Raw genomic sequence first — 23,629 nt, forward strand, 5'->3', positions numbered from 1 at the left:
AGGAACCATGATTCAGACTCAATCCATGCTCGAAGTGGCCGATAACAGCGGTGCACGCCGTGTCATGTGCATCAAGGTGCTGGGTGGTTCGCATCGTCGCTATGCGGGTATCGGCGACATCATCAAAGTGACCGTGAAGGAAGCGATTCCGCGCGGCAAGGTCAAGAAAGGCCAGGTGATGACCGCTGTGGTAGTCCGTACCAAGCACGGCGTTCGCCGTCCGGACGGCTCCATCATTCGCTTCGATGGCAATGCTGCCGTTCTGCTGAACAACAAGCAGGAGCCCATCGGCACCCGCATCTTCGGGCCCGTGACCCGTGAGCTTCGTTCCGAGAAGTTCATGAAAATCGTCTCGCTCGCCCCCGAAGTGCTGTAAGGAGAAGCCGTCATGCAAAAGATTCGTCGTGACGACGAGATCATCGTCATCGCCGGCAAAGACAAGGGCAAGCGTGGCAAGGTGCTCAAGGTGCTCGCCGACGACCGTCTGGTCGTCGCCGGGATCAACCTGGTCAAGCGCCATACCAAGCCGAACCCCATGTCCGGCATCCAGGGCGGTATCGTCGAGAAGGAGGCGCCGCTGCACGTCTCCAACGTCGCCATCTTCAATACCGAAACCAACAAGGCTGATCGCGTAGGTTTCAAGGTCGAAGAAGGCAAGAAGATTCGTGTCTTCAAGTCGACCCAGAAATCTGTCGATGCTTGAGCACTGCTAGGTAGAAGACCATGGCACGATTGAAAGAGATTTACCGGAAGGAAATTGCGCCCAAGCTGAAGGAAGAACTGAAGCTTGCGAACGTGATGGAAGTTCCGCGCATCACCAAAATCACCCTGAACATGGGTCTTGGCGAAGCGATCGGTGACAAGAAGATCATCGAGAACGCCGTTGCCGACCTGGAAAAGATCACCGGTCAGAAGGTCGTCGTGACCCACGCCCGGAAATCCGTTGCAGGGTTCAAAGTTCGTGAAGGCTGGCCGATCGGTGTGAAAGTGACCCTGCGTCGCGATCGCATGTACGAATTCCTGGATCGCCTGCTCTCCATCTCCCTGCCGCGCGTGCGTGACTTCCGCGGCCTGAATGCCAAGTCCTTCGATGGTCGTGGCAACTACAGCATGGGTGTAAAAGAGCAGATCATCTTCCCGGAAATCGATTACGACAAGATCGATGCGCTCCGTGGTCTGGACATCACGCTCACCACTACTGCTCGTACGGATGATGAAGGGCGTGCACTGCTGCGCGCTTTCAACTTCCCGTTCCGCAACTGATTGGAGTAGGACATGGCCAAGAAGAGCATGAAGAACCGTGAGCTGAAGCGTCAGCTGACGGTTGCCAAGTTCGCCAAGAAGCGCGCCGAACTCAAAGCGATCATCGCCAACCCGAATTCCGCCCCGGAAGCTCGTTGGGAAGCGCAGATCGCTCTGCAGAAGCAGCCTCGTGACGCCAGCGCCAGCCGCCTGCGTAACCGCTGCCGTCTGACCGGCCGCCCGCACGGCGTCTATCGCAAGTTCGGCCTCGGCCGTAACATGCTGCGCCAGGCCGCGATGCGCGGCGACGTACCGGGTCTGGTGAAAGCCAGCTGGTAAGTCGGTCTCGGGGCCGACAGTTCGTCGGCTTCAGAGGAACCAAACGAATCAAGCCCCTGCCGGGGCTTGATTCGTTTCTGGCCGGTCTCTAGAATGACCGGCTCGCCGAAGTGGGCCCTGTTTTCTGGTGCCCGGGCGATACGAGCCGCAAGGCTGATTCTTTTGTATTAGGAGCTACTAGCCCATGAGTATGCAGGACCCGTTAGCGGACATGCTAACTCGTATCCGTAATGCCCAGATGGCTGAAAAGACCGTCGTGAGCATGCCCTCTTCCAAGTTGAAGGTGGCTGTAGCCAGCGTTCTGAAGAACGAAGGCTACATTTCGGATTACAACGTCACCAGCGATGCCAAGCCGCAGCTGTCGATCGAGCTGAAGTATTTCGAAGGCCGTCCGGTCATCGAAGAGCTGAAGCGCGTCAGCCGTCCTGGTCTGCGCCAGTACAAATCCGTCGACCAGTTGCCGAAAGTTCGCGGTGGCCTGGGTGTTTCGATCGTCTCCACCAACAAGGGTGTGATGACTGATCGTGCTGCCCGTGCTGCAGGTGTCGGCGGCGAAGTGCTCTGCACTGTGTTCTAAGGGGAGTAAGCATGTCTCGCGTTGCTAAGAACCCCGTCAAACTGCCGTCCGGTGTTGAGATCAAGCTCAACGGCCAGCAGCTCTCGGTGAAAGGCGCCAAGGGCGCTCTCGAACTGAACGTACATCCTTCCGTGGAAGTGATCCAGGATTCCGGCGAGCTGCGTTTTGCCGCTCGCAATGGCGATCAGCAGAACAAGGCCATGGCCGGCACCACCCGTGCGCTGGTGAACAACATGGTCGTCGGCGTCAGCCAGGGCTTCGAGCGCAAGCTCCAGCTGGTCGGCGTTGGCTACAAGGCGCAAGCCAAGGGCCAGGTGCTGTCCCTCGCGCTCGGCTTCTCGCATCCGGTGGATTACGAACTGCCGCAAGGCGTCACCGCTGAAACCCCCAGCCAGACCGATATCCTGATCAAGGGCATCGACAAGCAACTGGTCGGCCAGGTAGCGGCGGAAATCCGCGACTTCCGTCCGCCGGAGCCTTACAAAGGCAAGGGCGTGCGTTACTCCGACGAAGTCGTCCGTCGTAAAGAAGCTAAGAAGAAGTAGGGCATAGCAAATGAGCGTAAAGAAAGAAACTCGTCTGCGCCGTGCTCGCAAGGCACGCCTGAAAATGCGCGAGCTGGAAACCGTGCGCCTCTGCGTGTACCGCTCTTCCCAGCACATCTACGCCCAGGTCCTTTCGGCCGACGGCGCCAAGGTCCTGGCCAGCGCCTCGACCCTGGACAAAGAACTGCGTGACGGCGCCACCGGCAACGTCGAAGCGGCCAAGAAAGTCGGCCAGCTGGTCGCGGAGCGTGCGAAAGCCGCTGGCGTCACCCAGGTGGCGTTCGATCGTTCTGGCTTCAAGTACCACGGCCGTGTGAAAGCGCTGGCTGATGCTGCTCGTGAAGGCGGGCTGGAGTTCTAAGTTATGGCAAATAACGAGCAAAGACGCGACAGCCGCGACAATCGCGATGACAGCCGCGATGAAGGCTACATCGAGAAGCTGATCCAGGTTAACCGCGTCGCCAAGACCGTGAAGGGTGGTCGTATCTTCACCTTCACCGCCCTGACCGTCGTTGGCGATGGCAAGGGTCGAGTCGGCTTCGGCCGTGGCAAGTCCCGCGAAGTGCCGGCTGCCATCCAGAAAGCGATGGAAGCGGCTCGCCGCAACATGATCCAGGTCGACCTGAGCGGCACCACGCTGCAGTACCCGGTGAAGTCCGCCCATGGCGCTTCCAAGGTCTACATGCAGCCGGCTTCCGAAGGTACCGGGATCATCGCGGGCGGCGCCATGCGTGCGGTGCTGGAAGTGGCGGGCGTCCAGAACGTCCTCGCCAAGTGCTACGGCTCCACCAACCCGGTGAACGTGGTGTACGCCACCTTCAAAGGCCTCAAGTACATGCAGTCGCCCGAATCCGTGGCGGCCAAGCGTGGCAAGAGCGTCGAGGAGATCCGCTGACCATGGCTAACGCTACTGTCAAAGTCACGCTGATCAAGAGCGTGAACGGCCGTCTGGCTAACCACAAAGCCTGCGTCAAGGGTCTCGGCCTGCGTCGCATCGGTCATACCGTCGAGGTTCAGGACACGCCTGAAAACCGCGGCATGATCAACAAGGCTTACTACCTGCTGCGCGTTGAGGGTTAATCCATGAAACTGAACGATCTGCGTTCCGCGCCGGGTGCCCGTCGCGAGAAGCACCGTCCGGGTCGTGGCATCGGTAGCGGTCTGGGCAAGACCGGTGGCCGTGGTCACAAAGGTCTGACTTCCCGCTCCGGCGGCAAGGTCGCCCCGGGCTTCGAGGGTGGTCAACAGCCGTTGCACCGCCGTCTGCCGAAGTTCGGCTTCGTTTCCCTGAAAGCCATGGATCGTGCGGAAGTCCGTACCTCCGAACTGGCCAAGGTGGAAGGCGACGTCATTACCGTGCAGGCCCTCAAGGATGCCAACGTGATCAACCAGAACGTACAGCGCGTGAAAATCATGCTGTCCGGCGACGTTGCTCGCGCAGTCACCCTGAAAGGGGTCGCCGCCACCAAAGGTGCGCGCGCGGCTATCGAAGCAGCTGGCGGCAAATTCGAGGACTAAATGGCTAAGCAAGGTGCTCTCTCTTCGCTGAGCAACGGCGGTCTGTCCGAGCTCTGGGCGCGTTTGCGCTTCCTGTTCCTGGCGATCATCGTCTACCGGATCGGCGCTCACATCCCAGTCCCGGGCATAAACCCCGATCGCTTGGCGGCGCTGTTTCAGCAGAACGAGGGAACCATTCTTAGCCTCTTCAACATGTTTTCCGGCGGCGCGCTGGAGCGGATGAGCATCTTTGCACTTGGGATCATGCCGTACATCTCGGCATCGATCATCATGCAGTTGATGACTGCCATCAGCCCGCAGCTGGAGCAGTTGAAGAAAGAAGGGGAGTCTGGCCGTCGCAAGATCAGCCAGTACACCCGCTACGGCGCGATGATTCTCGCTTGCGTCCAGGCCTTTGGCATGTCCATGGGGCTGGCTGGTCAAGGCGTCGCATTCTCGGCTGATTTCAGCTTCTACTTCGTGGCGGTCACCACTTTCGTGGCGGGCTCGATGTTCATGATGTGGCTGGGCGAGCAAATCACCGAGCGTGGCGTGGGCAACGGTATTTCGATGCTGATCTTCTCGGGCATCGTGGCCGGTTTGCCGAGAGCCATCGGGCAGTCCTTCGAGTCTGCGCGTCAGGGCGATATCAACATTTTCGCCCTGGTCGCGATCGGCTTGCTGGCGGTCGCCATCATCGGCTTCGTGGTGTTCATCGAGCGTGGTCAGCGTCGCATCGCGGTGCACTACGCCAAGCGTCAGCAGGGCCGCAAGGTCTTCGCGGCGCAGACCAGCCACCTGCCGCTGAAGGTGAACATGGCCGGGGTCATCCCTGCGATCTTCGCCAGCAGCATCCTGCTGTTCCCGGCGTCGCTCGGCTCCTGGTTCGGTCAGTCCGAAGGCATGAGCTGGCTCCAGGACCTCGCCCAGGCGATCGCTCCCGGCCAGCCGTTGAACATTCTGCTGTTTAGTGCAGGGATCATTTTCTTCTGCTTCTTCTACACGGCATTGATGTTCAACCCGAAGGACGTGGCGGAAAACCTGAAGAAGTCCGGTGCCTTCATTCCGGGCATCCGTCCGGGCGAGCAGTCCGCACGCTACATCGATAGCGTACTGACCCGCTTGACTCTGTTCGGCGCTCTGTACATGACGGCCGTCTGCCTGCTGCCCCAGTTCCTGGTGGTGGCGGCCAACGTACCGTTCTACCTTGGCGGGACCTCGTTGCTGATCGTGGTCGTGGTTGTGATGGACTTTATGGCCCAAGTGCAATCTCACCTCGTTTCGCACCAGTACGAATCCCTGATGAAGAAAGCCAACCTGAAGGGCTACGGCGGCAGCGGCATGCTGCGCTGAGTGGCCCGTAAGGTTAGAGGAGTTGGTGATGAAAGTTCGTGCATCGGTGAAGAAGCTGTGCCGTAACTGCAAGATCATCCGTCGCGACGGCGTCGTGCGGGTCATCTGCAGCGCGGAGCCGCGTCACAAACAGCGCCAAGGCTGAGTGTGATCCACGCGTGATGAGCCCGGCAGCTAGTGCGCTGCCGGGTTGTATATTTGATATTACAGCGCTAATATCTCGCGCCCTTTTCTTGGCTTCCGGGGCGTAGGTAGCTGTCAATTGGAGTTTCACTGAATGGCCCGTATTGCAGGCGTCAACATTCCGGATAACAAACACACTGTTATCTCGCTGACCTACATCTACGGTGTTGGTCGCACCTCTGCGCAGAGCATCTGCGCCGCCACCGGGATCAACCCGGCGGTGAAGATCAAGGATCTGTCCGACGAACAGTTGGAACAGCTGCGTGGCGAAGTCGCCAAGCTCACCACCGAGGGTGATCTGCGCCGCGAAATCAACATGAACATCAAGCGTCTCATGGACCTGGGCTGCTACCGCGGTCTGCGCCATCGTCGTGGCTTGCCTGTTCGTGGTCAGCGTACCAAGACCAACGCGCGTACCCGCAAGGGCCCGCGTAAGCCGATCCGCAAGTAATTGCGCCCGCGAATCGACAGGAATTAAGTCATGGCCAAGCCAGCTGCTCGTCCTCGTAAAAAAGTCAAAAAGACAGTGGTTGATGGGATCGCCCACATCCACGCGTCGTTCAACAACACCATCGTGACCATCACCGATCGTCAGGGCAACGCATTGTCCTGGGCGACCTCGGGTGGTTCCGGTTTCCGTGGCTCCCGTAAGAGCACCCCGTTCGCTGCCCAGGTAGCCGCGGAGCGTGCCGGTCAAGCCGCACTGGAATACGGTCTGAAGAACCTCGACGTGAACGTCAAGGGTCCCGGTCCGGGTCGTGAGTCCGCCGTGCGTGCACTGAACGCCTGCGGTTACAAAATCGCCAGCATCACCGACGTGACGCCCATCCCGCACAACGGGTGCCGTCCGCCGAAGAAGCGTCGCGTGTAATCAGGAGACAGTGAGAAATGGCTCGTTACATTGGTCCCAAGTGCAAACTGTCCCGTCGTGAAGGCACCGATCTCTTCCTGAAGAGTGGTTCGCGCGCGCTCGAATCCAAATGCAACATCGAACAGGCTCCCGGCCAGCACGGCGCTCGCCGTGGCCGTCTGTCCGACTACGGCACCCAGCTGCGCGAGAAGCAGAAAGTGCGCCGTATCTACGGTGTGCTGGAGCGTCAGTTCAGCGGTTACTACAAGGAAGCGGCCCGTCGCAAGGGCGCTACCGGCGAGAACCTGCTGCAACTGCTCGAATGCCGTCTGGACAACGTCGTCTATCGTATGGGCTTCGGTGCCACCCGCGCCGAGTCCCGTCAGTTGGTTTCCCACAAGACCATCAGCGTCAACGGCCAGACCGTGAACATCCCGTCCTACCAGGTCAAGGCCGGTGACGTGGTTGCCGTTCGCGAGAAGTCGAAGAATCAGCTGCGCATCGCCCAGGCTCTCGAGCTGAATGCACAGCGCGGCCGCGTTGAGTGGGTCGAGGTGGACGCCGAGAAGAAATCCGGTGTGTTCAAGAGCGTGCCGGCTCGCGGCGATCTGTCTGCCGACATCAACGAAAACCTGATTGTCGAGCTCTACTCCAAGTAAGGGCTAGAAAATAGGTGCATCCATGCAGAGTTCGGTAAATGAGTTTCTGACCCCCCGCCATATCGATGTGCAGGTGGTCGGTCCGACCCGCGCCAAGATCACGCTCGAGCCTCTCGAGCGTGGTTTCGGCCATACCCTGGGCAACGCGCTGCGTCGCATCCTGTTGTCCTCCATGCCTGGCTGTGCAGTAGTCGAGGCCGAAATCGATGGCGTGCTCCACGAGTACAGCGCCATCGAAGGTGTGCAGGAAGATGTCATTGAAATCCTGCTCAACCTGAAAGGTCTGGCTATCAAGTTGCACGGCCGCGACGAAGTAACGCTGAACCTGGTCAAGAAAGGTTCGGGCGTGGTCACCGCTGCCGATATTCAGCTGGATCATGATGTCGAAATCGTCAACGGCGACCACGTGATCGCCAATCTGGCGGACAACGGTTCCCTGAACATGAAGCTGAAGGTTGCCCGTGGGCGCGGCTACGAGCCCGCCGACGTGCGCCAGAGCGATGAAGACGAAAGTCGCAGCATCGGTCGCCTTCAGCTGGATGCTTCGTTCAGCCCGGTCCGTCGGGTCGCCTACGTGGTGGAAAACGCCCGCGTCGAGCAACGCACCAACCTGGACAAACTGGTCATCGACCTGGAAACCAACGGTACCCTGGATCCCGAAGAGGCCATCCGTCGTGCCGCGACCATCCTGCAGCAGCAGCTGGCCGCGTTCGTCGACCTCAAGGGTGACAGCGAGCCGGTGGTGGTCGAGCAGGAAGACGAGATCGATCCGATCCTTCTCCGCCCTGTCGACGACCTGGAACTGACCGTGCGTTCGGCCAACTGCCTGAAAGCAGAAAACATCTACTACATCGGTGACCTGATCCAGCGCACCGAAGTGGAGCTGTTGAAGACGCCGAACCTGGGCAAGAAGTCCCTGACTGAAATCAAGGATGTTCTGGCTTCCCGTGGTCTGTCCCTCGGTATGCGCCTCGACAACTGGCCGCCGGCAAGTCTGAAGAAGGACGACAAGGCGACTGCCTGATCGTCGTAATCACCGAACTCAAGGTTTGGTAAGGAATTTCAATCATGCGTCATCGTAAAAGTGGCCGTCACCTGAGCCGCACCAGCGCACACCGCAAAGCGATGTTCCAGAACATGGCCGTGTCGCTGTTCGAGCACGAACTGATCAAGACCACCCTGCCGAAAGCCAAGGAACTGCGCCGCGTTGCCGAGCCGCTGATCACCCTGGCCAAGGAAGACAGCGTCGCCAACCGTCGCCTGGCCTTCGACCGTACCCGTTCGAAAGCCATCGTCGGCAAGCTGTTCAACGACCTGGGCAAGCGCTACGCCAACCGTCAAGGTGGCTACCTGCGCATCCTGAAGTGCGGCTTCCGCGCTGGGGACAATGCGCCCATGGCCTACGTCGAGCTGGTCGACCGTCCGGTCGCTGGTGAAGTGCAGGCTGCCGAGTAATTCTCGGACGTCATAAAGAACCGGGCCTAGGCCCGGTTTTTTATTGCCTGATCAATTGTCAGGCTCTATCAATCTTTTTGCCTTAATAAATTGGCTGTTGTTTTGTGCTGCTCGGTACGCTGGTGCCCGAACCTCGAGCCGGAATCCAGGAGCACATTAATGAGTGACACGATCCTTACCAGCGCCAGTGGCATCCCGATCGCCGATAACCAGAACTCCCGTTCCGCAGGCCCACGCGGGCCTCTCCTGCTCGACGACTTCCACCTGCTGGAAAAATTGGCCCATTTCAACCGGGAGGTCATTCCAGAGCGGCGCGTGCATGCAAAGGGCTCCGGTGCCCATGGCACCTTCACCGTAACCGCCGAGCTCAGTCGCTACACCCACGCCAGGCTGTTCGAGGTAGTCGGCAAGCAGACACCAGTCTTCCTGCGCTTTTCAACCGTCGGAGGCGAGCGGGGCTCGGCCGACACCGAGCGTGACCCGCGGGGGTTCGCGCTCAAGTTCTACACCGAGGAAGGCAACTGGGATGTGGTGGGCAACAACACCCCGGTGTTCTTCATCCGCGATCCGCTGAAATTTCCCGACTTCATCCACACCCAGAAACGCGACCCCCAGACCCACCTGAAGAGTCCGCGAGCCATGTGGGACTTCTGGTCGTTGTCCCCCGAATCCCTGCACCAGGTCACCATCCTCTTCTCCGATCGCGGCATTCCAGATGGCTATCGCTTCATGCACGGCTTCGGCAGCCATACCTACAGCCTGATCAACGCCCAGGGCGAACGCCATTGGGTGAAGTGGCACTACAAGTCCATGCAGGGCATCCGCAACCTGGCGCCCCGGGAGGCCATGAGGCTCGCTGGGAGTGACCCCGACTATGCGCAGCGGGACCTGTTCCAGGCCATCGAGCGGGGCGAGTACCCGAGGTGGCGGGTGTGCATGCAGGTGATGAGCGAAGCCCAGGCTGCGAGCCACCCCGAGAACCCGTTCGATGTCACCAAGACGTGGTCGCAGCGGCAATTCCCGCTGGTGGAGGTGGGCGTGCTCGAGCTGAACCGCAACCCGCTCAATTATTTCGCGGAGGTGGAGCAGGCCACGTTCGCCCCCAGCAACGTGGTGCCTGGTGTGGGCTTGTCACCGGACCGCATGCTGCAGGGACGGGTATTCGCCTATGCCGATGCCCAACGCTACCGGGTCGGCACCAATCATCAGCAGCTGCCGATCAATGCGCCCCGCAGCCCGGTCAACAGCTACCAGCGCGACGGTGCCATGGCGCTCGGCAGCAATGGCGGCGCGGCGCCGAACTATGAGCCCAACAGCGTCGAGGGTTCGCCCCGGCAGACGGCTCGGTCTGCCGAACCGCCGCTGCCGCTGAGCGGTGCTGCAGGTCGCCACGACCATCGTCTCGACGACGACTACTACAGCCAGGCCGGCGCACTGTTCCGGCTAATGAGCCCGGCCCAGAAGGCGTTGCTGATCGACAACATCGTGAATGCCATGAGGGGCGTCGACCGGGTGATCCAGCGCCGGCAGATCGCCCACTTCCTGAAGGCCGACCGGGTTTACGGCGAGGGTGTGGCCTTGGGACTGGAGGTCGCCCTGGCGGAGGTGGAGTGACGACTCACTCTGCCGGCGACCTGCCTCCCCGTGCAGGCCGCCACAGGCGTCCATCAGGCCCGGTCACGCTCCAGCAGGGGCTTGAGGAAGTGCCCGGTGTAGGACTTGGGATTGGCCGCCACGTCTTCCGGGGTCCCGGTGGCGATGATCCGTCCACCCTTGGAACCGCCCTCGGGTCCCAGGTCCACCAGCCAGTCGGCGGTCTTGATCACATCCAGGTTGTGTTCGATCACCACCACGGTGTTGCCGTGGTCGCGCAGGCGGTGCAGCACGTCGAGCAGCTGCTGGATGTCGGCGAAGTGCAGGCCGGTGGTGGGCTCGTCGAGAATGTAGAGGGTCTTGCCGGTATCGCGCTTGGAGAGTTCGCGGGACAGCTTGACCCGCTGCGCCTCGCCGCCCGACAACGTGGTCGCGCTCTGGCCCAACTTGATGTAGCTGAGGCCCACGTCCATCAGGGTCTGCAGCTTGCGGGCGATGGCCGGGACCGCGTCGAAGAAGGCCCGGGCCTCCTCGATGGTCATGTCGAGCACCTCGGTGATGCTCTTGCCCTTGTACTTCACTTCCAGGGTTTCCCGGTTGTAGCGCTTGCCCTTGCACACGTCGCAGGGCACGTAGATGTCCGGCAGGAAGTGCATCTCCACCTTGATCACGCCATCGCCCTGGCAGGCCTCGCAACGGCCGCCCTTGACGTTGAACGAGAAGCGCCCCGGGCCATAGCCCCGGGAACGGGCTTCCGGCACGCCGGAGAACAGCTCGCGGATCGGCGTGAACAGGCCGGTGTAGGTGGCTGGGTTGGAGCGGGGCGTACGGCCGATGGGGCTCTGATCGATGTCCACCACCTTGTCCAGGTGCTGTAGGCCGTCGAAGGTGTCGTGGGGCGCCACTTCCAAGGTGGTGGCGCCGTTCAGCGCGGTGGCGGTGATGGGGAACAGCGTGTTGTTGATCAGGGTGGACTTGCCCGAGCCGGACACCCCGGTGATGCAGGTGAACAGGCCCACCGGGATTTCCAGGTCGACCTTCTGCAGGTTGTTGCCGCGGGCACCCTTGAGCTTGAGCAGCGCCTTCTTGTCCCGTGGCGTGCGTTTCGGGGGCACGACGATCTTGGTGCGGCCCGACAGGTACTTGCCGGTGAGGGAGTCCGGGTGGGCCATCACTTCGTCGGGCGTGCCTTCGGCAACGATGCTGCCGCCATGCACACCGGCGCCGGGGCCGATGTCCACCACGTAGTCGGCGAGGCGGATGGCGTCCTCGTCGTGCTCCACCACGATCACCGTGTTGCCCAGGTTGCGCAGGTGGGTAAGGGTCCCCAGCAAACGCTCGTTGTCCCGCTGGTGCAAGCCGATGGACGGCTCGTCGAGGATGTACATCACCCCCACCAGGCCGGCGCCGATCTGGCTGGCCAGGCGGATGCGCTGGGCCTCGCCGCCGGACAGGGTGTCGGCGCTGCGATCCAGGGTGAGGTAGTCGAGGCCCACGTTCACCAGGAACTGCAGGCGCTCGCGGATCTCCTTGAGGATCTTGGCGGCGATCTCGCCGCGGCGGCCGGTCAGCGCCAGGCCGCCGAAATAGTCGCTGGCGTCGCCCACCGGCAGGTTGGTCACCGCCGGCAGGGTCTTCTCGCCCACCCACACGTGGCGTGCCTCGCGGCGCAGGCGGGTGCCGCGGCAGTCCGGGCAGGGCTGGGTGCTGAGGAACTTGGCCAGTTCCTCGCGGACGGTCTGGGACTCGGTCTCCCGGTAGCGGCGCTCCAGGTTGGGCAGGATGCCCTCGAAGGGGTGGGAACGCTTGACGATGTCGCCACGGTCATTGAGGTAGCGGAAGTCGACGTTTTCCCGGCCGGAGCCGTGCAACACGACCTTCTGCTGCTCCGGCGGCAGGCTGTCGAACGGCTCTTCCAGGCTGAAGCGGAAATGCGAGGCCAGGGAGCCGAGCATCTGGAAGTAATAGACGTTGCGCCGGTCCCAGCCGCGGATCGCGCCCTCGGCCAGGGTCAGCTCGCCGTTCACCACCCGGCGTGCATCGAAGAACTGCTTCACCCCCAGGCCGTCGCAGGTGGGACAGGCGCCGGCGGGGTTGTTGAAGGAGAACAGCTTGGGTTCCAGCTCGCTGATGGAGTGGCCGCAGACCGGGCAGGCGAAGCGCGCGGAGAAAATGGTCTCCTCGCCGGTCTCGCCCTCCATCGGCGCCACCAGGGCGATGCCATCGGCCAGGGACAGGGCGGTCTCGAAGGATTCCGCCAGGCGCTGCTGCAGGTCGCCGCGGACCTTGAAGCGGTCCACCACCACGTCGATGGTGTGCTTCTTCTGCTTGTCCAGCTTGGGCAGCTCGTCCAGTTCGTAGAGCTTGCCGTTGACCCGGGCGCGGACGAAGCCCTGGGCGCGCATTTCCTCGAACACCGACAGATGCTCGCCCTTGCGCTCGCGGACGATGGGCGCCAGCAGCATCAGCTTGCTGCCCTCGGGCATCGCCAGGACCTGGTCCACCATCTGGCTGACGGTCTGGGCCTCCAGCGGCGTGTCGTGGTCGGGGCAGCGGGGGATGCCGACGCGGGCGTACAACAGGCGCAGGTAGTCGTAGATCTCGGTGATGGTGCCCACGGTGGAGCGGGGGTTGTGGGAGGTGGACTTCTGCTCGATGGAGATGGCCGGGGACAAGCCTTCGATGGTGTCGACGTCGGGCTTTTCCATCATCGAGAGGAACTGGCGGGCGTAGGCCGACAGCGATTCCACGTAGCGGCGCTGGCCTTCCGCGTAGAGGGTGTCGAACGCCAGCGAGGATTTCCCGGACCCGGACAGGCCGGTGATGACGATCAGCTTGTCGCGGGGCAGTGTCAGGTCGATGTTCTTCAGGTTGTGGGTACGTGCCCCACGGATCAGGATCTTATCCAAAACAGCCTCGCTGTAGCGGGCGGGAAAACCCGCGAGTATACGGTTCGCCCAAGGTGTGCGGCAAAGCGACACCGCTGTGCCCGCACAGGTTGGACTGCTAGAATCGCCGCCGGTTTTGATGAGGTTATTCCATGCACGACTCGCACAGCGAACGCATGAGCCGCGGCGAGACACGCGCCGCGGGCGGCCTGGCGCTGGTGTTCGCCTTCCGCATGCTCGGCATGTTCATGGTGCTGCCGGTCCTCGCTACATATGGGCGCGACCTGAGCGGTGCAACCCCCGCGCTGATCGGCCTGGCCATCGGCGCCTACGGCCTGACCCAGGCCGTGCTGCAGATTCCCTTCGGTATCCTCGCCGACCGCATCGGTCGCCTGCCGGTGATCTACGTCGGGTTGCTGGTGTTCGCCGCCGGCGCGGCGCTGGCGGCCAACGCCGATTCCATCTGGGGCGTGATCGCCGGCCGCGTGCTGCAGGGCGCCGGGGCGATCTCGGCGGCGGTGATGGCGCTGCTTTCCGACCTCACCCGCGAACAGCACCGTACCAAGGCCATGGCCATGATCGGCATGAGCATCGGCCTGTCGTTCGCCGTGGCCATGGTAGTGGGGCCGGTGCTGACCCACCTGTTCGGCCTCGCTGGGCTGTTCTGGACCACCGCCGGCATGGCGCTGCTGGGCATCCTCATCACCTGGCTGGTGGTGCCGCGCACCGCCGGCCCCCTGCAGCACCGGGAGTCCGGCGTGGCGCGCCAGGCGCTGGGGCCGACCCTGCGCCACCCCGACCTGCTCCGTCTGGACTTCGGCATCCTCGCCCTGCACGCGATCCTCATGGCCAGCTTCGTCGCGCTGCCCCTGGCGCTGGTGGAGCAGGGCGGGCTGCCCAAGGAGCAGCACTGGTGGGTCTATCTGACTGCCTTGCTGGTGGGGTTCTTCGGCATGGTGCCGTTCATCATCTACGCCGAGAAGCAACGCCGGATGAAGCGGGTGCTGATCGGCGCCGTGGCGGTGCTGCTGCTCTGCGAGCTGTATTTCTGGGCCTTCGGTGACAACCTGCGGGCGCTGGTACTGGGCACCATCGTGTTCTTCACCGCGTTCAACCTGCTGGAGGCTTCGCTGCCGTCGCTGATCAGCAAGGTGGCGCCGGCCGGCGGCAAGGGCACGGCCATGGGCGTGTACTCCACCAGCCAGTTCCTCGGCGCGGCCCTGGGGGGCATACTCGGGGGCTGGCTGTTCCAGCACGGCGGCCTGGGCAGCGTGTTCCTCGGCTGCTCGGTCCTCGCGCTGCTTTGGTTGGTCATTGCTGCTACGATGCGCGAGCCGCCCTACGTGACCAGCCTGCGCCTGCCGCTGGACGCCGATGCCCTCGGCGATGCCGGACTCGTGGCGCGCCTGCTGGCGCAGCCGGGCATCACCGACGCCATGGTGGTGGCCGAGGAATCCGCCCTGTACGTGAAGCTGGATACCCAGCAGGTGGACCGTGCGCTCCTGGATGGGCTGATCGCACCGGCTGGCGCGGCGCCCGGGCACTGAGGCCCTCCACCGATTATGCTTGGACGGGCGAGCCGGCCCGCCAGGCTTCCGAACCAACCCGGGGCGTTTGCCTCGACGATCAACAGAACAATGCGTGCCGGACTGCCGCTTTCGGCGGGGCCCGGTCGCCTCTAGGAGAACGCTATGGCCCGTGGGGTTAACAAAGTCATTCTGATCGGCAACGTCGGCGGCGACCCGGAAACCCGCTACCTGCCCAATGGCAACGCGGTGACCAACATCACCCTGGCCACCAGCGACAGCTGGAAGGACAAGCAGACCGGCCAGCAGCAGGAGCGCACCGAATGGCACCGCGTGGTGTTCTTCGGCAAGCTGGCGGAGATCGCCGGCGAATACCTGCGCAAGGGCTCCCAGGTCTACGTGGAAGGTCGCCTGCAGACCCGCGAGTGGGAAAAGGACGGCGTCAAGCGCTACACCACCGAGATCGTGGTGGACATGACCGGCAGCATGCAGATGCTCGGCGGCCGGGGCGGCAACGAAGGCGGTGGCGACTACGCGCCGCAGCAGCGTGCACCGCGTCCGCAGCGCGACCCCCAGCAGCAGGCCCCGCAATCCCGCCCGGCCCCACAGCAGCAGGCACCCCAGCCGGCCCCGGACTACGACAGCTTCGACGACGACATTCCGTTCTGATGCGCTGACCCGGTATCCATCCAGAAGCCCCCTGGCCCGCAAGGCCCGGGGGCTTTTTCGTGGGCGTGCACAATTCAGGATGGGCTGATGCCCAGCCGGGCATGGGCGAAAAAGGGATCGCATCGGCCCCAGTGAGGGAGGTCGACCTGGGCCAGGTTCGTCTCGGCAAACGCCGGAATCGGCGGGCCCTGTCATCACCCCCTCACGGTCCCGGAGAGCGGAATTGCACGGGAAGATTCCGTCCGGATAGAATTGAGAATTGTTCTTGTTTATGTCCGGGGTAACCGTGTCCCTATCGCCATCCGCCGAGTCGTCCGCGAGCCGCGACGTCGGCGCGCTCTACCGCAGCCACCACGGCTGGCTGCATGGCTGGTTGCGGACGCGCCTGGGCAACGCCTGCGAGGCGGCAGACCTGGCCCAGGACACCTTTCTCCGGGTACTGCTGGCCACCGCCTCGGCGGAGCGTCCGCTCCGCCTGGAACAGGTTCGCGAGCCGCGGGCCTACCTGGTCACCGTGGCGCGGCGCGTGCTGTGCAATCACTACCGGCGCCAGTCCCTGGAGCGGGCCTGGTTGCAGGCCCTGGCCCTGGTGCCGGAGGCGGAGCACCCGTCGCCGGAGCAGCAGTTGTTGCTGGTCGAGGCCCTGCACGAGGTGGATGCGTTGCTGGAGGGACTGGCGCCGCGGGTGCGCGAGGCCTTCCTTCTGGCCCAGCTGGAAGGGCTGGGCTACGCCGAGATCGCCCTGCGCCTGCAGGTCTGCGAGCGCAGCGTGAAGCGCTACGTGGCCCAGGCCCTGGCCCACTGCATGCTGGCGGCGCCATGAGCGCCCTCGATCCCCGGGTCGCGCGGCAGGCGGCCGAATGGTTCGTCCTGCTGCAGGACCCCGACGCCGCCCCGGCCGAGCACGACGCCTGCGCCCACTGGCGCGCCAGCCATGCCGACCACGAGGCGGCCTGGCAGCGCGCCCTGTGGGTCAGCCAGCGGGTCGGCCAGTTACCCGCGGCGGTGGCCGTGCCGGTGCTGGGGCGTCGCCAACTGGCCCGGCGTGACGTGCTGAAGTCGATGGTGCTGGCTTCCGGTGGCGCGACCCTCGCGGTCCTCGGCTACCGGGAAGGGGCGGACCATCACTGGCTGGCGGACTACCGCACCGGTACCGGCGAGCATGCCCGCCACACCTTGAGCGATGGTTCGCAGTTGCACCTGGATACCGCCAGCGCGGCGGACGTGCGCTACGACGCCGCCTGCCGACGGGTCAGGCTGTTGCGGGGCGAGTTACTGGTGGAGGTGGCGACGGACGTCGCCGGCCGACCCTTCGTGGTGGAGAGCGCAGCGGGCTGCGCGCAGGCGCCTTCCGGGCGCTTCAGTCTGCGGGAGGAGGGGGTCGGCAGCCGCCTCACGGTATTCGAGGGGCGGGTCCAGGTCCGTACCCGCAGCGGCGGGCAGCCCTCCTTGGACGTGAACGCCGGCGAGCAACTGCTCTTCGGCGAGACCTGGCTGGGCGCCCCGACCCCGGCGGACCCACGGCGGGACGCCTGGACCCGCGGCGTGCTGCACGTGGACGGTATGCGCCTGGATGCCTTCGCCGTGGAACTGCAGCGCTACCGAGCCGGGGTGCTGACCTGCGACGCGGCGGTGGCGGCGCTGACCCTGTCCGGCAGTTATCAGTTGGCCAACACCACGCCGATCCTCGACAGCCTGCCGGGGCTGCTGCCGGTGCGGGTGCGCTACCGGACCCGCTACTGGGTCAGCCTGCTGCCGGCCTGAAAAAAACGCCGGCACCCTGTCCCTTTTCCGGCGCTCGCGTGTCAAGGCGGGCAGAACCCTCCTTTACACTCCTCAGCAGAGCTCCGTTGCCATGTCCCTATCCTCCGCGGCCGCCGGCCATTCCCGTTTCCTTCTCGCCCCGGCCGCCGTTGCCGTCCGCCAGGGGCTGCTGCTGGGCCTGCTGTCCGCAGGGCTGCCATTCGCCGCGGCTCCGGCGCTGGCGGCGACGGCGGAACAGGGCGGCTACGCCATTCCCGCCGGCCCCTTGAGCGGAGCCCTGGCCAGCTTCGCCGAGCAGGCCGGGGTCAGCGTGTCGCTGCCGCCAGGCCTGGCGGCGGGCAAGCGCAGCGCCGGGTTGTCCGGGCACTGGTCGGTGGCGGACGGCCTGCGGCACCTGCTGCAAGGAACCGGGCTGGACGCGCTGCCCAGCGGCGAGGGCGTGTACCGGGTGCGCGAGGCGCCGTCCGTGGGCAGCGCCGTGGAACTGGGCGCCACCGACGTGCATGCCAATGGCCAGAGCGCCACCGGGCCGGTGGACGGCTACCTGGCCGAGCGCAGCGCCGCCGGCACCAAGACCGACACGCCGCTGACCCGCACCGCCCAGAGCGTATCGGTGGTCACCCGCGACCAGATGGACGACCAGGCGGTGGCCAACGTCGCCCAGGCGCTGCGCTATTCCAGCGGTGTGTTCAGCGAATACCGCGGCTCGTCGCGGCGGGTGGACGAAGTCTTCGTGCGGGGCTTCGGCTATGCGCCCACCTATCTGGATGGGCTCAGCTTCGGCGGCGAGTCGCGCTCCCAGATCGACCCCTGGATGCTGGAGCGGGTCGAGCTGATCCACGGCCCGGCCTCGGTGCTCTACGGGCAGGCCAACCCCGGCGGCCTGCTGAGCATGGTCAGCAAGCGGCCCTCCGTCGAGGCGCGCAACGCCGTGCAACTGGCAGCCGGGAGCGACTCCCTGGTGCGCGGCGCCTTCGACCTCAATGGCCGGCTCAGCGAAGACGGCACCCTGCTGTACCGCCTGAACGGCGTGCTCAGCAAGGGCCAGGCGGAAGTGGACCATGTGGACGAAGAGCGCCGCGCCATCGCCCCGGCCCTCACCTGGCAGCCGGACGAGAACACCAGCCTGACCCTGCTGGGCTACTACCAGCACGACCCGGAGGCCGGCTACCGCAACTTCTGGCCCACCGAGGGGGTGGCCAACGACGGCCGCTACGGCCGCCTGTCGCGGCACTTCGACGTGGGCGACCCGCACTTCTATGTCTCCCGGCGCGAAGAATCCGCCCTTGGCTACCAGTTCGAGCACCGCTTCAACGACACCCTGACCGTCCGCCAGAACCTGCGCTACCTGGAGGAACGCGGGCGCTACCGGCAGATGGTGTTCATGAGCGCCAGCGCCGATGGCCGCTACCTGCAGCGGGCGCCGTCCGAGTCCCGCGAGGACCTGCGGCAGTTCGTGGTGGACAACCAGATGCAACTGGACCTGCAGACCGGGCCGTTGAACCACACCGTGCTGGCCGGGGTGGACTACAAGCGTACCCATCTGGACACCGACACCGCCCGCGACCAGGACTGGCGCGGCCGCTACCTGCTGGACGTGCGCAACCCGGTGTACGGCGTGCCGGTGGGGCCGCTGACCATGATCGCCGACGACACCCAGCGCGCCGACCAACTGGGCGGCTACCTGCAGGACCAGATCGAGATGGACGGCTGGAACCTGATGCTCGGCGGCCGCCACGACCGCTCCGAGATCCGTACTGACAACAACCTGGGCGGTAGCCGGGTGACGGTAAAGGACGACAAGGTCACCGGTCGCGCTGGCCTGCTCTATGCCTTCGACAACGGCCTGTCGCCCTACGTCAGCTACAGCACCTCCTTCGAGCCCGAGCTGAGCAGCGGTGCGCCGGGCAGTGCGCCGTTCAAACCCACCACCGGCAAGCAGGCCGAGGTGGGGCTGAAGTACCAGCCGCCAGGCACCGACAGCCTGTTCACCCTGTCCGGCTTCGACTTGCGCCAGCGCAACGTCAGCGCCTGGGACAGCAACCTCGGCTACAACGTGCAGAACGGCGAGGTGCGTTCCCGCGGCGTGGAGTTCGAGGCCCGCGGCCGGGTCGGCGAATCCCTCGACCTGGTGGGTTCCTACACCTACCTCAAGCCCGAAGTCACCGAGACCGCCCAGGCCGGGGTCGAGGGCAAGCAGCCGGCGCGGCAGCCCAACCACCTCGCCGCCCTGTGGGGCAGCTACCACCTGGATGGTCTCGGCCTGGCGGGGCTGACCGTGGGCGGTGGCGCGCGCTACGTCGGCTCCAGCTTCGGCGACGCCCGCAACACCTACAAGGTGGACGCCGTGACCCTGTTCGACGCCATGCTCGGCTACGACCTCGACCACCTGGCGCCGGCCCTGAAGGGCACCTCGCTGCAGCTCAATGCCAGCAACCTCACCGACAAGCGCTACGCGGCCTCCTGCGCCAGCGTCGACTCGTGCTTCTACGGTGCCAGCCGCACCGTCACCGCCAGCGTGAACTACGCATGGTGATCCGCGGCCTGCTGTGGGCCGGCCTGCTGGCCGGTCTCGTCGCCCTGGCGAACGCCGACCCGGGGCCGCGCACCGTCGAGGGTCGCCTGGACGCCCGCGGCCAGCAGCGCGTGCCGCTGTCCCTGGAGCGGGACGCCTACCTGAGCGGCGAGCTGCCCGGGCGCGGGCTGCAACTGGAGCTGGCGGATTCCGCCGACCGGCCCCTGCGCCGACTGGTGGAGGCCCAGGACGGTCGCCGCGGCTTCCAGCTGGTGGCCCCGGCCGGGAACGACTTCCTGCTGCACCTGAGCGGCGCGCCGGACGCCGCCTATCGCCTGGTGCTGGCCGCGCCGGTGCCCCTGGCGGCGCAACACGCGCCCGCGGAGACCCTGGACAGCCCGCGGCTGCGGCGCCTCCAGGCGGAGTTGGAGCGGGGCGGCGACAGCACGGCGTTCTGGGCGGAGAGGGCCGCCCACGGTACGCCCTTGGTGGAACCAGCGGGCCCTGGCGAAGACTGGGTGACCTTCCTCTGGCGTGGCGCGCAGCGCAATGTTCGGCTGTTCGGCGGCCCCGGCTACGACCACGCGGCGCTGCAACGGCTGGGGCGCTCCGACGTGTGGTTCGTCACCTTCCGCCTGCCCCGGCAGACCCGGCTGTCCTACCAGCTGGCGCCGGATGTCCCGGAGCTGAATGCCGACCCGGGCACCCGGCGCCGGGCGATCCTCGCCACTGCCCAGGCTGACCCGCTCAACCCGCGGGCCTTCCCGGCGCGGCAGGCCGATCCGTTCCGCTACGACTCGGTGCTGGAACTGGCCGACGCGCCGCCCCAGCCCTGGGTGGCGCCGCGCCCGGGCGTGGCCAGGGGCAGCGTGGAGCGCCATCTGTTCGACAGCCCGTTGCTGGGTAACCAGCGGGCCGTCTACCTCTACCGCCCCGCGGGCTACCAGCCGGGTGGCGCCGACAACCACCTGCTCTACCTGTTCGACGCCGGGCCCTATCTGGACAAGGTGCCGACCCCGACCGTGCTGGACAACCTGATCGCCGCCGGCGCGCTGCCGCCCACCGCCGCCGTGCTGATCGACAACCCCAGCGGCGACACGCGGGCGGCGGAGCTGCCCGGCAATCCGCGGTTCGCCCGCTTCCTCGCCGAAGAGCTGCGGCCCTGGCTGCAGGCCCGGGGGCTCGATGCACCGGCGTCGCGCACCGTGGTGGCGGGTTCCAGCTACGGCGGCCTGGCTGCGTCCTACGTGGCGCTGCGCTACCCCCAGGTGTTCGGCAACGTGCTCAGCCAGTCAGGCTCCTACTGGTGGGCGCCGCCCGGCGAGGAGCCGGAATGGCTCACCCGGCAGTACGTCGAGGCGCCGCGCCTGCCGGTGCGCTTCTACCTGGAGGCGGGGCAGTTCGAGCAGGGCGACGGCCAACTGGGCATCTTCGAGACCACCCGCCACCTGCGCGATGTGCTGCGGGCGAAGGGCTACCCGGTGGTGCACCGGGAGTGGGCCAGCGGGCACGACTACCTGAACTGGCGCGGCACCCTGGCCGAGGGGCTGCTGGCGCTGATCGGCACGCCGCCACCCCGGTGACGCGGCCGGCGTCGCGCGGGCTGCCGCGGCGCCGATCACTTTGCGGGTGACGAGCCAGGGCAAAATCCGCACAATACGGCTCTTTCCGGCCGCTCGCCGCGGCCTCATCACCTGTTCACGCCACGGTCGCGGTCCTCGCCGCGCGGTGGTCCTTTCACTGGAGTGACCTGCACCACCATGCGCATGCGCCTGATGTTGTTGGGTGGCGGCAATGCCCTGGGGCAGGCGCTGATCCGATTGGGAGCCGAGGAGGACATCGGTTTCCTCGCACCGCGCCCGCCCGAGCAGGGCTGGGATGTCCCCAGCCTGACCCAGCTGCTCGACGATACCCGCCCGGACGCGGTGATCAACCTCGCCTACTACTTCGACTGGTTCCAGGCCGAGCAGGTCAGCGAAGCGCGCTGCGCTGCACAGGAAGAAGCCGTGGAGCGTCTCGGCGAACTCTGCCAGCACCACGGCATGCTGCTGCTGCAACCCTCCAGCTACCGCGTCTTCGATGGCACCCGCGCCACCGCCTACAGCGAGAAGGACGAGCCCGCGCCCCTGGGGTTGCGGGGCCAGTCCCTCTGGCGGATCGAGCAGCAGGTCCGTGCCGTCTGCCCCCGTCACGTGCTGCTGCGCTTCGGCTGGCTGCTGGACGATAGCCGCGAAGGCGTGCTGGGCCGCCTGCTGACCCGTGCCGAGAACGACGAGGACGTGCTCCTTGCCGACGACCGCCGGGGCAACCCGACGCCGGTGGACGACGCCGCCCGGGTCCTGCTGGCGGTGCTCAAACAACTGGACTGCCAGGCGCCCCTGTGGGGCACCTACCACTACGGCGGCCAGGAGGCGACCACGCCCCTGGTGCTGGGCCAGACCATCCTCGGCGAGGCCCGCGGCCTGCATCCTCTCAAGACCCGCGAGATCACCGCCCAGGCCCACGCCGAGCGTCCCGATGCCGGCGCCGAGCCGCAGCACGCGGTGCTCGCCTGCAAGAAGATCCTGCACACCTTCGGCATCAAGCCCCGCGCCTGGCGCAGCGGCCTGCCGGACCTGCTGAACCGTTACTACCGCCATGTCTGACGCCCCCATCCTGATCACCGGCGGTGCCGGTTTCATCGGCTCGCACCTGGCCGACGCCCTGCTGGCCCGGGGGCATGCCGTGCGGGTGCTGGACGACCTCTCCACCGGCCGCCCTGGCAACCTGCCGCTGGACGACCCGCGTCTGGAGCTGATCGAGGGCGACGTCGCCGACCCGGCGCACCTGGCGCGGGCCGTGGCCGGCTGTCGCGCCGTGGCCCACCTGGCGGCGGTCGCCTCGGTGCAGGCCTCGGTGGATGACCCGGTGGGCACCCACCGCAGCAATTTCCTCGGCACCCTCAACCTGTGCGAGGCGATGCGCGTGCACGGCGTGCGCCGCGTGCTGTTCGCCTCCAGCGCGGCGGTGTACGGGCAGAACGGCGAGGGCCTGGCGGTGGACGAGGACACCCCCAAGGCGCCGCTGACGCCCTATGCCGCCGACAAGCTGGCCAGCGAGCACTACCTGGACTTCTACCGGCGTCAGCACGGCCTGGAGCCGGCGATCTTCCGCTTCTTCAATATCTTCGGGCCGCGCCAGGACCCGTCCTCGCCCTATTCCGGGGTGATCAGCATCTTCGCCGAGCGCGCCCTGGCGGGCACGCCCATCGACATCTTCGGCGACGGCGAGCAGACCCGCGATTTCGTCTACATCGGCGACCTGGTGGGCGTGCTCTGCCAGGCCCTGTTGCGGGACCACATCGAGCCGGGCCCGGTGAATGTCGGGCTCGACCGCAGCATCAGCCTCAACCAGCTCCTGGACGCCGTGCGCGAGGTCCTCGGCAGCCTGCCACCGGTGCGCCATCGCCCCGCTCGGGCCGGCGACATCCGCCACTCCCGCGCCGCCAACCGGCGCCTGCTGCAGCGCTACGACTTCCCCGAACCCACACCCCTCGCCGTCGGTCTCGCCCATCTGCTGGAACGCTGAGCGTCCTGCGGATTTTTTTCGGTTTGCGAAACCGTCGGCATTCGCCGGCGGTAGAAGCGGAAGGCCATCACAGAACGCCGGACGGCTACCGCAGTAGCATGCCGCCATCATTTTGGAGGGCCACTCGGCCGCCTCCGCCTTCCTGAACTCGACACGCCGCGACGGACTTCGGCCCCTCATGGCAGGGAGCCTATTCGTGAACCGCGTCCTCAACGTCACCACAGCCCTGGGCCCGACCGTGCTGCGCTTCGCGGCGCTGAGCGGGCGGGAAGCGCTTTCCCGGCTGTTCGACTTCATGGTGACCCTGAAGAGCGAGCAGAAGGACCTGGACCCGGAGTCGATGCTGGGCACGCCGGTGACGGTGGAGATCGAGCTGCAGGGGGGTGGCACGCGCCACCTCAACGGCC

Annotated in this window: 28 protein-coding genes; 27 read left to right on the forward strand and 1 reads right to left on the reverse strand. The window is 65.5% G+C overall.

Going from position 1 to position 23,629, the window contains the following annotated elements:
* Positions 1–7 precede the first annotated feature (7 nt).
* The 18 genes from rplN (at position 8) to FM069_RS19835 (ending at position 10,314) form a co-directional block, all read left to right on the forward strand.
* Positions 8–376, forward strand: a complete 369-nt coding sequence (gene rplN, locus FM069_RS19750) for a 50S ribosomal protein L14 (protein WP_016490539.1) — start codon at positions 8–10, stop codon at positions 374–376.
* A gap of 12 nt (positions 377–388) precedes the next feature.
* Complete coding sequence (gene rplX, locus FM069_RS19755) at positions 389–703, forward strand: 50S ribosomal protein L24 (protein ID WP_143490127.1); 315 nt, start codon at positions 389–391, stop codon at positions 701–703.
* Between the two features lie 20 nt (positions 704–723).
* Entirely contained in the window at positions 724–1,263 is a 540-nt protein-coding gene (gene rplE / locus FM069_RS19760) for a 50S ribosomal protein L5 (protein ID WP_143490128.1), read from the forward strand.
* A gap of 12 nt (positions 1,264–1,275) precedes the next feature.
* On the forward strand, positions 1,276–1,581 hold the full coding sequence (gene rpsN, locus FM069_RS19765; protein ID WP_143490129.1) for a 30S ribosomal protein S14: 306 nt from the start codon (positions 1,276–1,278) through the stop codon (positions 1,579–1,581).
* 184 nt (positions 1,582–1,765) lie between these two features.
* Entirely contained in the window at positions 1,766–2,158 is a 393-nt protein-coding gene (gene rpsH, locus FM069_RS19770; RefSeq protein WP_143490130.1) for a 30S ribosomal protein S8, read from the forward strand.
* Between the two features lie 11 nt (positions 2,159–2,169).
* Positions 2,170–2,703, forward strand: a complete 534-nt coding sequence (gene rplF / locus FM069_RS19775; protein ID WP_143490131.1) for a 50S ribosomal protein L6 — start codon at positions 2,170–2,172, stop codon at positions 2,701–2,703.
* 10 nt (positions 2,704–2,713) lie between these two features.
* Complete coding sequence (gene rplR / locus FM069_RS19780; RefSeq protein ID WP_143490132.1) at positions 2,714–3,064, forward strand: 50S ribosomal protein L18; 351 nt, start codon at positions 2,714–2,716, stop codon at positions 3,062–3,064.
* A gap of 3 nt (positions 3,065–3,067) precedes the next feature.
* Complete coding sequence (gene rpsE / locus FM069_RS19785) at positions 3,068–3,598, forward strand: 30S ribosomal protein S5 (protein WP_143490133.1); 531 nt, start codon at positions 3,068–3,070, stop codon at positions 3,596–3,598.
* 2 nt (positions 3,599–3,600) lie between these two features.
* Entirely contained in the window at positions 3,601–3,783 is a 183-nt protein-coding gene (gene rpmD, locus FM069_RS19790; protein WP_143490134.1) for a 50S ribosomal protein L30, read from the forward strand.
* 3 nt (positions 3,784–3,786) lie between these two features.
* Complete coding sequence (gene rplO / locus FM069_RS19795; protein ID WP_143490135.1) at positions 3,787–4,221, forward strand: 50S ribosomal protein L15; 435 nt, start codon at positions 3,787–3,789, stop codon at positions 4,219–4,221.
* Positions 4,222–5,553: a preprotein translocase subunit SecY gene (secY, locus tag FM069_RS19800; protein WP_143490136.1), complete on the forward strand. Its 1,332-nt coding sequence runs from the start codon at positions 4,222–4,224 to the stop codon at positions 5,551–5,553.
* 28 nt (positions 5,554–5,581) lie between these two features.
* Complete coding sequence (rpmJ, locus tag FM069_RS19805) at positions 5,582–5,698, forward strand: 50S ribosomal protein L36 (protein WP_003281814.1); 117 nt, start codon at positions 5,582–5,584, stop codon at positions 5,696–5,698.
* A gap of 132 nt (positions 5,699–5,830) precedes the next feature.
* Complete coding sequence (gene rpsM, locus FM069_RS19810) at positions 5,831–6,187, forward strand: 30S ribosomal protein S13 (RefSeq protein ID WP_143490137.1); 357 nt, start codon at positions 5,831–5,833, stop codon at positions 6,185–6,187.
* A gap of 30 nt (positions 6,188–6,217) precedes the next feature.
* Positions 6,218–6,607, forward strand: coding sequence for a 30S ribosomal protein S11 (gene rpsK, locus FM069_RS19815; RefSeq protein ID WP_003093689.1), 390 nt, complete (start codon positions 6,218–6,220; stop codon positions 6,605–6,607).
* A gap of 17 nt (positions 6,608–6,624) precedes the next feature.
* On the forward strand, positions 6,625–7,245 hold the full coding sequence (gene rpsD, locus FM069_RS19820; protein ID WP_143490138.1) for a 30S ribosomal protein S4: 621 nt from the start codon (positions 6,625–6,627) through the stop codon (positions 7,243–7,245).
* 22 nt (positions 7,246–7,267) lie between these two features.
* Positions 7,268–8,269: a DNA-directed RNA polymerase subunit alpha gene (locus FM069_RS19825; protein WP_143490139.1), complete on the forward strand. Its 1,002-nt coding sequence runs from the start codon at positions 7,268–7,270 to the stop codon at positions 8,267–8,269.
* A 44-nt stretch (positions 8,270–8,313) separates the two neighbouring features.
* The gene (rplQ, locus tag FM069_RS19830) at positions 8,314–8,700 is read left to right on the forward strand and encodes a 50S ribosomal protein L17 (protein WP_143490140.1); all 387 of its coding nucleotides are present in this window, start codon (positions 8,314–8,316) and stop codon (positions 8,698–8,700) included.
* A gap of 159 nt (positions 8,701–8,859) precedes the next feature.
* Positions 8,860–10,314, forward strand: coding sequence for a catalase (locus FM069_RS19835; protein WP_143490141.1), 1,455 nt, complete (start codon positions 8,860–8,862; stop codon positions 10,312–10,314).
* Between the two features lie 53 nt (positions 10,315–10,367).
* Here the strand turns inward: FM069_RS19835 and uvrA are convergent, their stop codons facing one another.
* Positions 10,368–13,202, reverse strand: coding sequence for an excinuclease ABC subunit UvrA (gene uvrA, locus FM069_RS19840; RefSeq protein WP_143490142.1), 2,835 nt, complete (start codon positions 13,200–13,202; stop codon positions 10,368–10,370).
* 131 nt (positions 13,203–13,333) lie between these two features.
* Here uvrA and FM069_RS19845 point away from each other — a divergent pair, with 131 nt between their 5' ends.
* The 9 genes from FM069_RS19845 to FM069_RS19885 all read left to right on the forward strand — a co-directional run.
* Positions 13,334–14,728 (forward strand): MFS transporter, encoded by a 1,395-nt coding sequence (locus FM069_RS19845; RefSeq protein ID WP_143490143.1) that lies wholly within the window; start codon positions 13,334–13,336, stop codon positions 14,726–14,728.
* A 144-nt stretch (positions 14,729–14,872) separates the two neighbouring features.
* The gene (locus FM069_RS19850) at positions 14,873–15,376 is read left to right on the forward strand and encodes a single-stranded DNA-binding protein (RefSeq protein WP_143490144.1); all 504 of its coding nucleotides are present in this window, start codon (positions 14,873–14,875) and stop codon (positions 15,374–15,376) included.
* A 286-nt stretch (positions 15,377–15,662) separates the two neighbouring features.
* On the forward strand, positions 15,663–16,199 hold the full coding sequence (locus FM069_RS19855; protein ID WP_233282088.1) for a sigma-70 family RNA polymerase sigma factor: 537 nt from the start codon (positions 15,663–15,665) through the stop codon (positions 16,197–16,199).
* Complete coding sequence (locus tag FM069_RS19860) at positions 16,196–17,140, forward strand: FecR domain-containing protein (RefSeq protein WP_143490146.1); 945 nt, start codon at positions 16,196–16,198, stop codon at positions 17,138–17,140. The genes FM069_RS19855 and FM069_RS19860 overlap by 4 nt, the downstream gene beginning before the upstream one ends.
* A gap of 91 nt (positions 17,141–17,231) precedes the next feature.
* The gene (locus FM069_RS19865; protein ID WP_143490147.1) at positions 17,232–19,676 is read left to right on the forward strand and encodes a TonB-dependent siderophore receptor; all 2,445 of its coding nucleotides are present in this window, start codon (positions 17,232–17,234) and stop codon (positions 19,674–19,676) included.
* Positions 19,670–21,238 (forward strand): alpha/beta hydrolase-fold protein, encoded by a 1,569-nt coding sequence (locus FM069_RS19870; RefSeq protein ID WP_143490148.1) that lies wholly within the window; start codon positions 19,670–19,672, stop codon positions 21,236–21,238. The genes FM069_RS19865 and FM069_RS19870 overlap by 7 nt, the downstream gene beginning before the upstream one ends.
* A gap of 177 nt (positions 21,239–21,415) precedes the next feature.
* Positions 21,416–22,300, forward strand: a complete 885-nt coding sequence (locus FM069_RS19875) for a sugar nucleotide-binding protein (protein WP_143490149.1) — start codon at positions 21,416–21,418, stop codon at positions 22,298–22,300.
* A complete protein-coding gene (locus tag FM069_RS19880) occupies positions 22,293–23,222 on the forward strand; it encodes an NAD-dependent epimerase/dehydratase family protein (RefSeq protein WP_143490150.1) in 930 nt (309 codons plus the stop codon). Before FM069_RS19875 ends, FM069_RS19880 begins: the two co-directional genes overlap by 8 nt.
* 196 nt (positions 23,223–23,418) lie before the next feature.
* A partial coding sequence (locus FM069_RS19885) for a contractile injection system protein, VgrG/Pvc8 family (RefSeq protein ID WP_267904211.1) occupies positions 23,419–23,629 on the forward strand: 211 nt, incomplete at its 3' end.

The organism is Pseudomonas mangiferae, from assembly GCF_007109405.1.
Taxonomy (GTDB): domain Bacteria; phylum Pseudomonadota; class Gammaproteobacteria; order Pseudomonadales; family Pseudomonadaceae; genus Pseudomonas_T; species Pseudomonas_T mangiferae.

Bases quoted from the DNA above. Each gene is read 5' to 3' on its own strand.
- rplN (WP_016490539.1), top strand. From the start codon at position 8: ATGATTCAGACTCAATCCATGCTCGAAGTGGCCGATAACAGCGGTGCA.
- rplX (WP_143490127.1), top strand. From the start codon at position 389: ATGCAAAAGATTCGTCGTGACGACGAGATCATCGTCATCGCCGGCAAA.
- rplE (WP_143490128.1), top strand. From the start codon at position 724: ATGGCACGATTGAAAGAGATTTACCGGAAGGAAATTGCGCCCAAGCTG.
- rpsN (WP_143490129.1), top strand. From the start codon at position 1,276: ATGGCCAAGAAGAGCATGAAGAACCGTGAGCTGAAGCGTCAGCTGACG.
- rpsH (WP_143490130.1), top strand. From the start codon at position 1,766: ATGAGTATGCAGGACCCGTTAGCGGACATGCTAACTCGTATCCGTAAT.
- rplF (WP_143490131.1), top strand. From the start codon at position 2,170: ATGTCTCGCGTTGCTAAGAACCCCGTCAAACTGCCGTCCGGTGTTGAG.
- rplR (WP_143490132.1), top strand. From the start codon at position 2,714: ATGAGCGTAAAGAAAGAAACTCGTCTGCGCCGTGCTCGCAAGGCACGC.
- rpsE (WP_143490133.1), top strand. From the start codon at position 3,068: ATGGCAAATAACGAGCAAAGACGCGACAGCCGCGACAATCGCGATGAC.
- rpmD (WP_143490134.1), top strand. From the start codon at position 3,601: ATGGCTAACGCTACTGTCAAAGTCACGCTGATCAAGAGCGTGAACGGC.
- rplO (WP_143490135.1), top strand. From the start codon at position 3,787: ATGAAACTGAACGATCTGCGTTCCGCGCCGGGTGCCCGTCGCGAGAAG.
- secY (WP_143490136.1), top strand. From the start codon at position 4,222: ATGGCTAAGCAAGGTGCTCTCTCTTCGCTGAGCAACGGCGGTCTGTCC.
- rpmJ (WP_003281814.1), top strand. From the start codon at position 5,582: ATGAAAGTTCGTGCATCGGTGAAGAAGCTGTGCCGTAACTGCAAGATC.
- rpsM (WP_143490137.1), top strand. From the start codon at position 5,831: ATGGCCCGTATTGCAGGCGTCAACATTCCGGATAACAAACACACTGTT.
- rpsK (WP_003093689.1), top strand. From the start codon at position 6,218: ATGGCCAAGCCAGCTGCTCGTCCTCGTAAAAAAGTCAAAAAGACAGTG.
- rpsD (WP_143490138.1), top strand. From the start codon at position 6,625: ATGGCTCGTTACATTGGTCCCAAGTGCAAACTGTCCCGTCGTGAAGGC.
- FM069_RS19825 (WP_143490139.1), top strand. From the start codon at position 7,268: ATGCAGAGTTCGGTAAATGAGTTTCTGACCCCCCGCCATATCGATGTG.
- rplQ (WP_143490140.1), top strand. From the start codon at position 8,314: ATGCGTCATCGTAAAAGTGGCCGTCACCTGAGCCGCACCAGCGCACAC.
- FM069_RS19835 (WP_143490141.1), top strand. From the start codon at position 8,860: ATGAGTGACACGATCCTTACCAGCGCCAGTGGCATCCCGATCGCCGAT.
- FM069_RS19845 (WP_143490143.1), top strand. From the start codon at position 13,334: ATGCACGACTCGCACAGCGAACGCATGAGCCGCGGCGAGACACGCGCC.
- FM069_RS19850 (WP_143490144.1), top strand. From the start codon at position 14,873: ATGGCCCGTGGGGTTAACAAAGTCATTCTGATCGGCAACGTCGGCGGC.
- FM069_RS19860 (WP_143490146.1), top strand. From the start codon at position 16,196: ATGAGCGCCCTCGATCCCCGGGTCGCGCGGCAGGCGGCCGAATGGTTC.
- FM069_RS19865 (WP_143490147.1), top strand. From the start codon at position 17,232: ATGTCCCTATCCTCCGCGGCCGCCGGCCATTCCCGTTTCCTTCTCGCC.
- FM069_RS19870 (WP_143490148.1), top strand. From the start codon at position 19,670: ATGGTGATCCGCGGCCTGCTGTGGGCCGGCCTGCTGGCCGGTCTCGTC.
- FM069_RS19875 (WP_143490149.1), top strand. From the start codon at position 21,416: ATGCGCATGCGCCTGATGTTGTTGGGTGGCGGCAATGCCCTGGGGCAG.
- FM069_RS19880 (WP_143490150.1), top strand. From the start codon at position 22,293: ATGTCTGACGCCCCCATCCTGATCACCGGCGGTGCCGGTTTCATCGGC.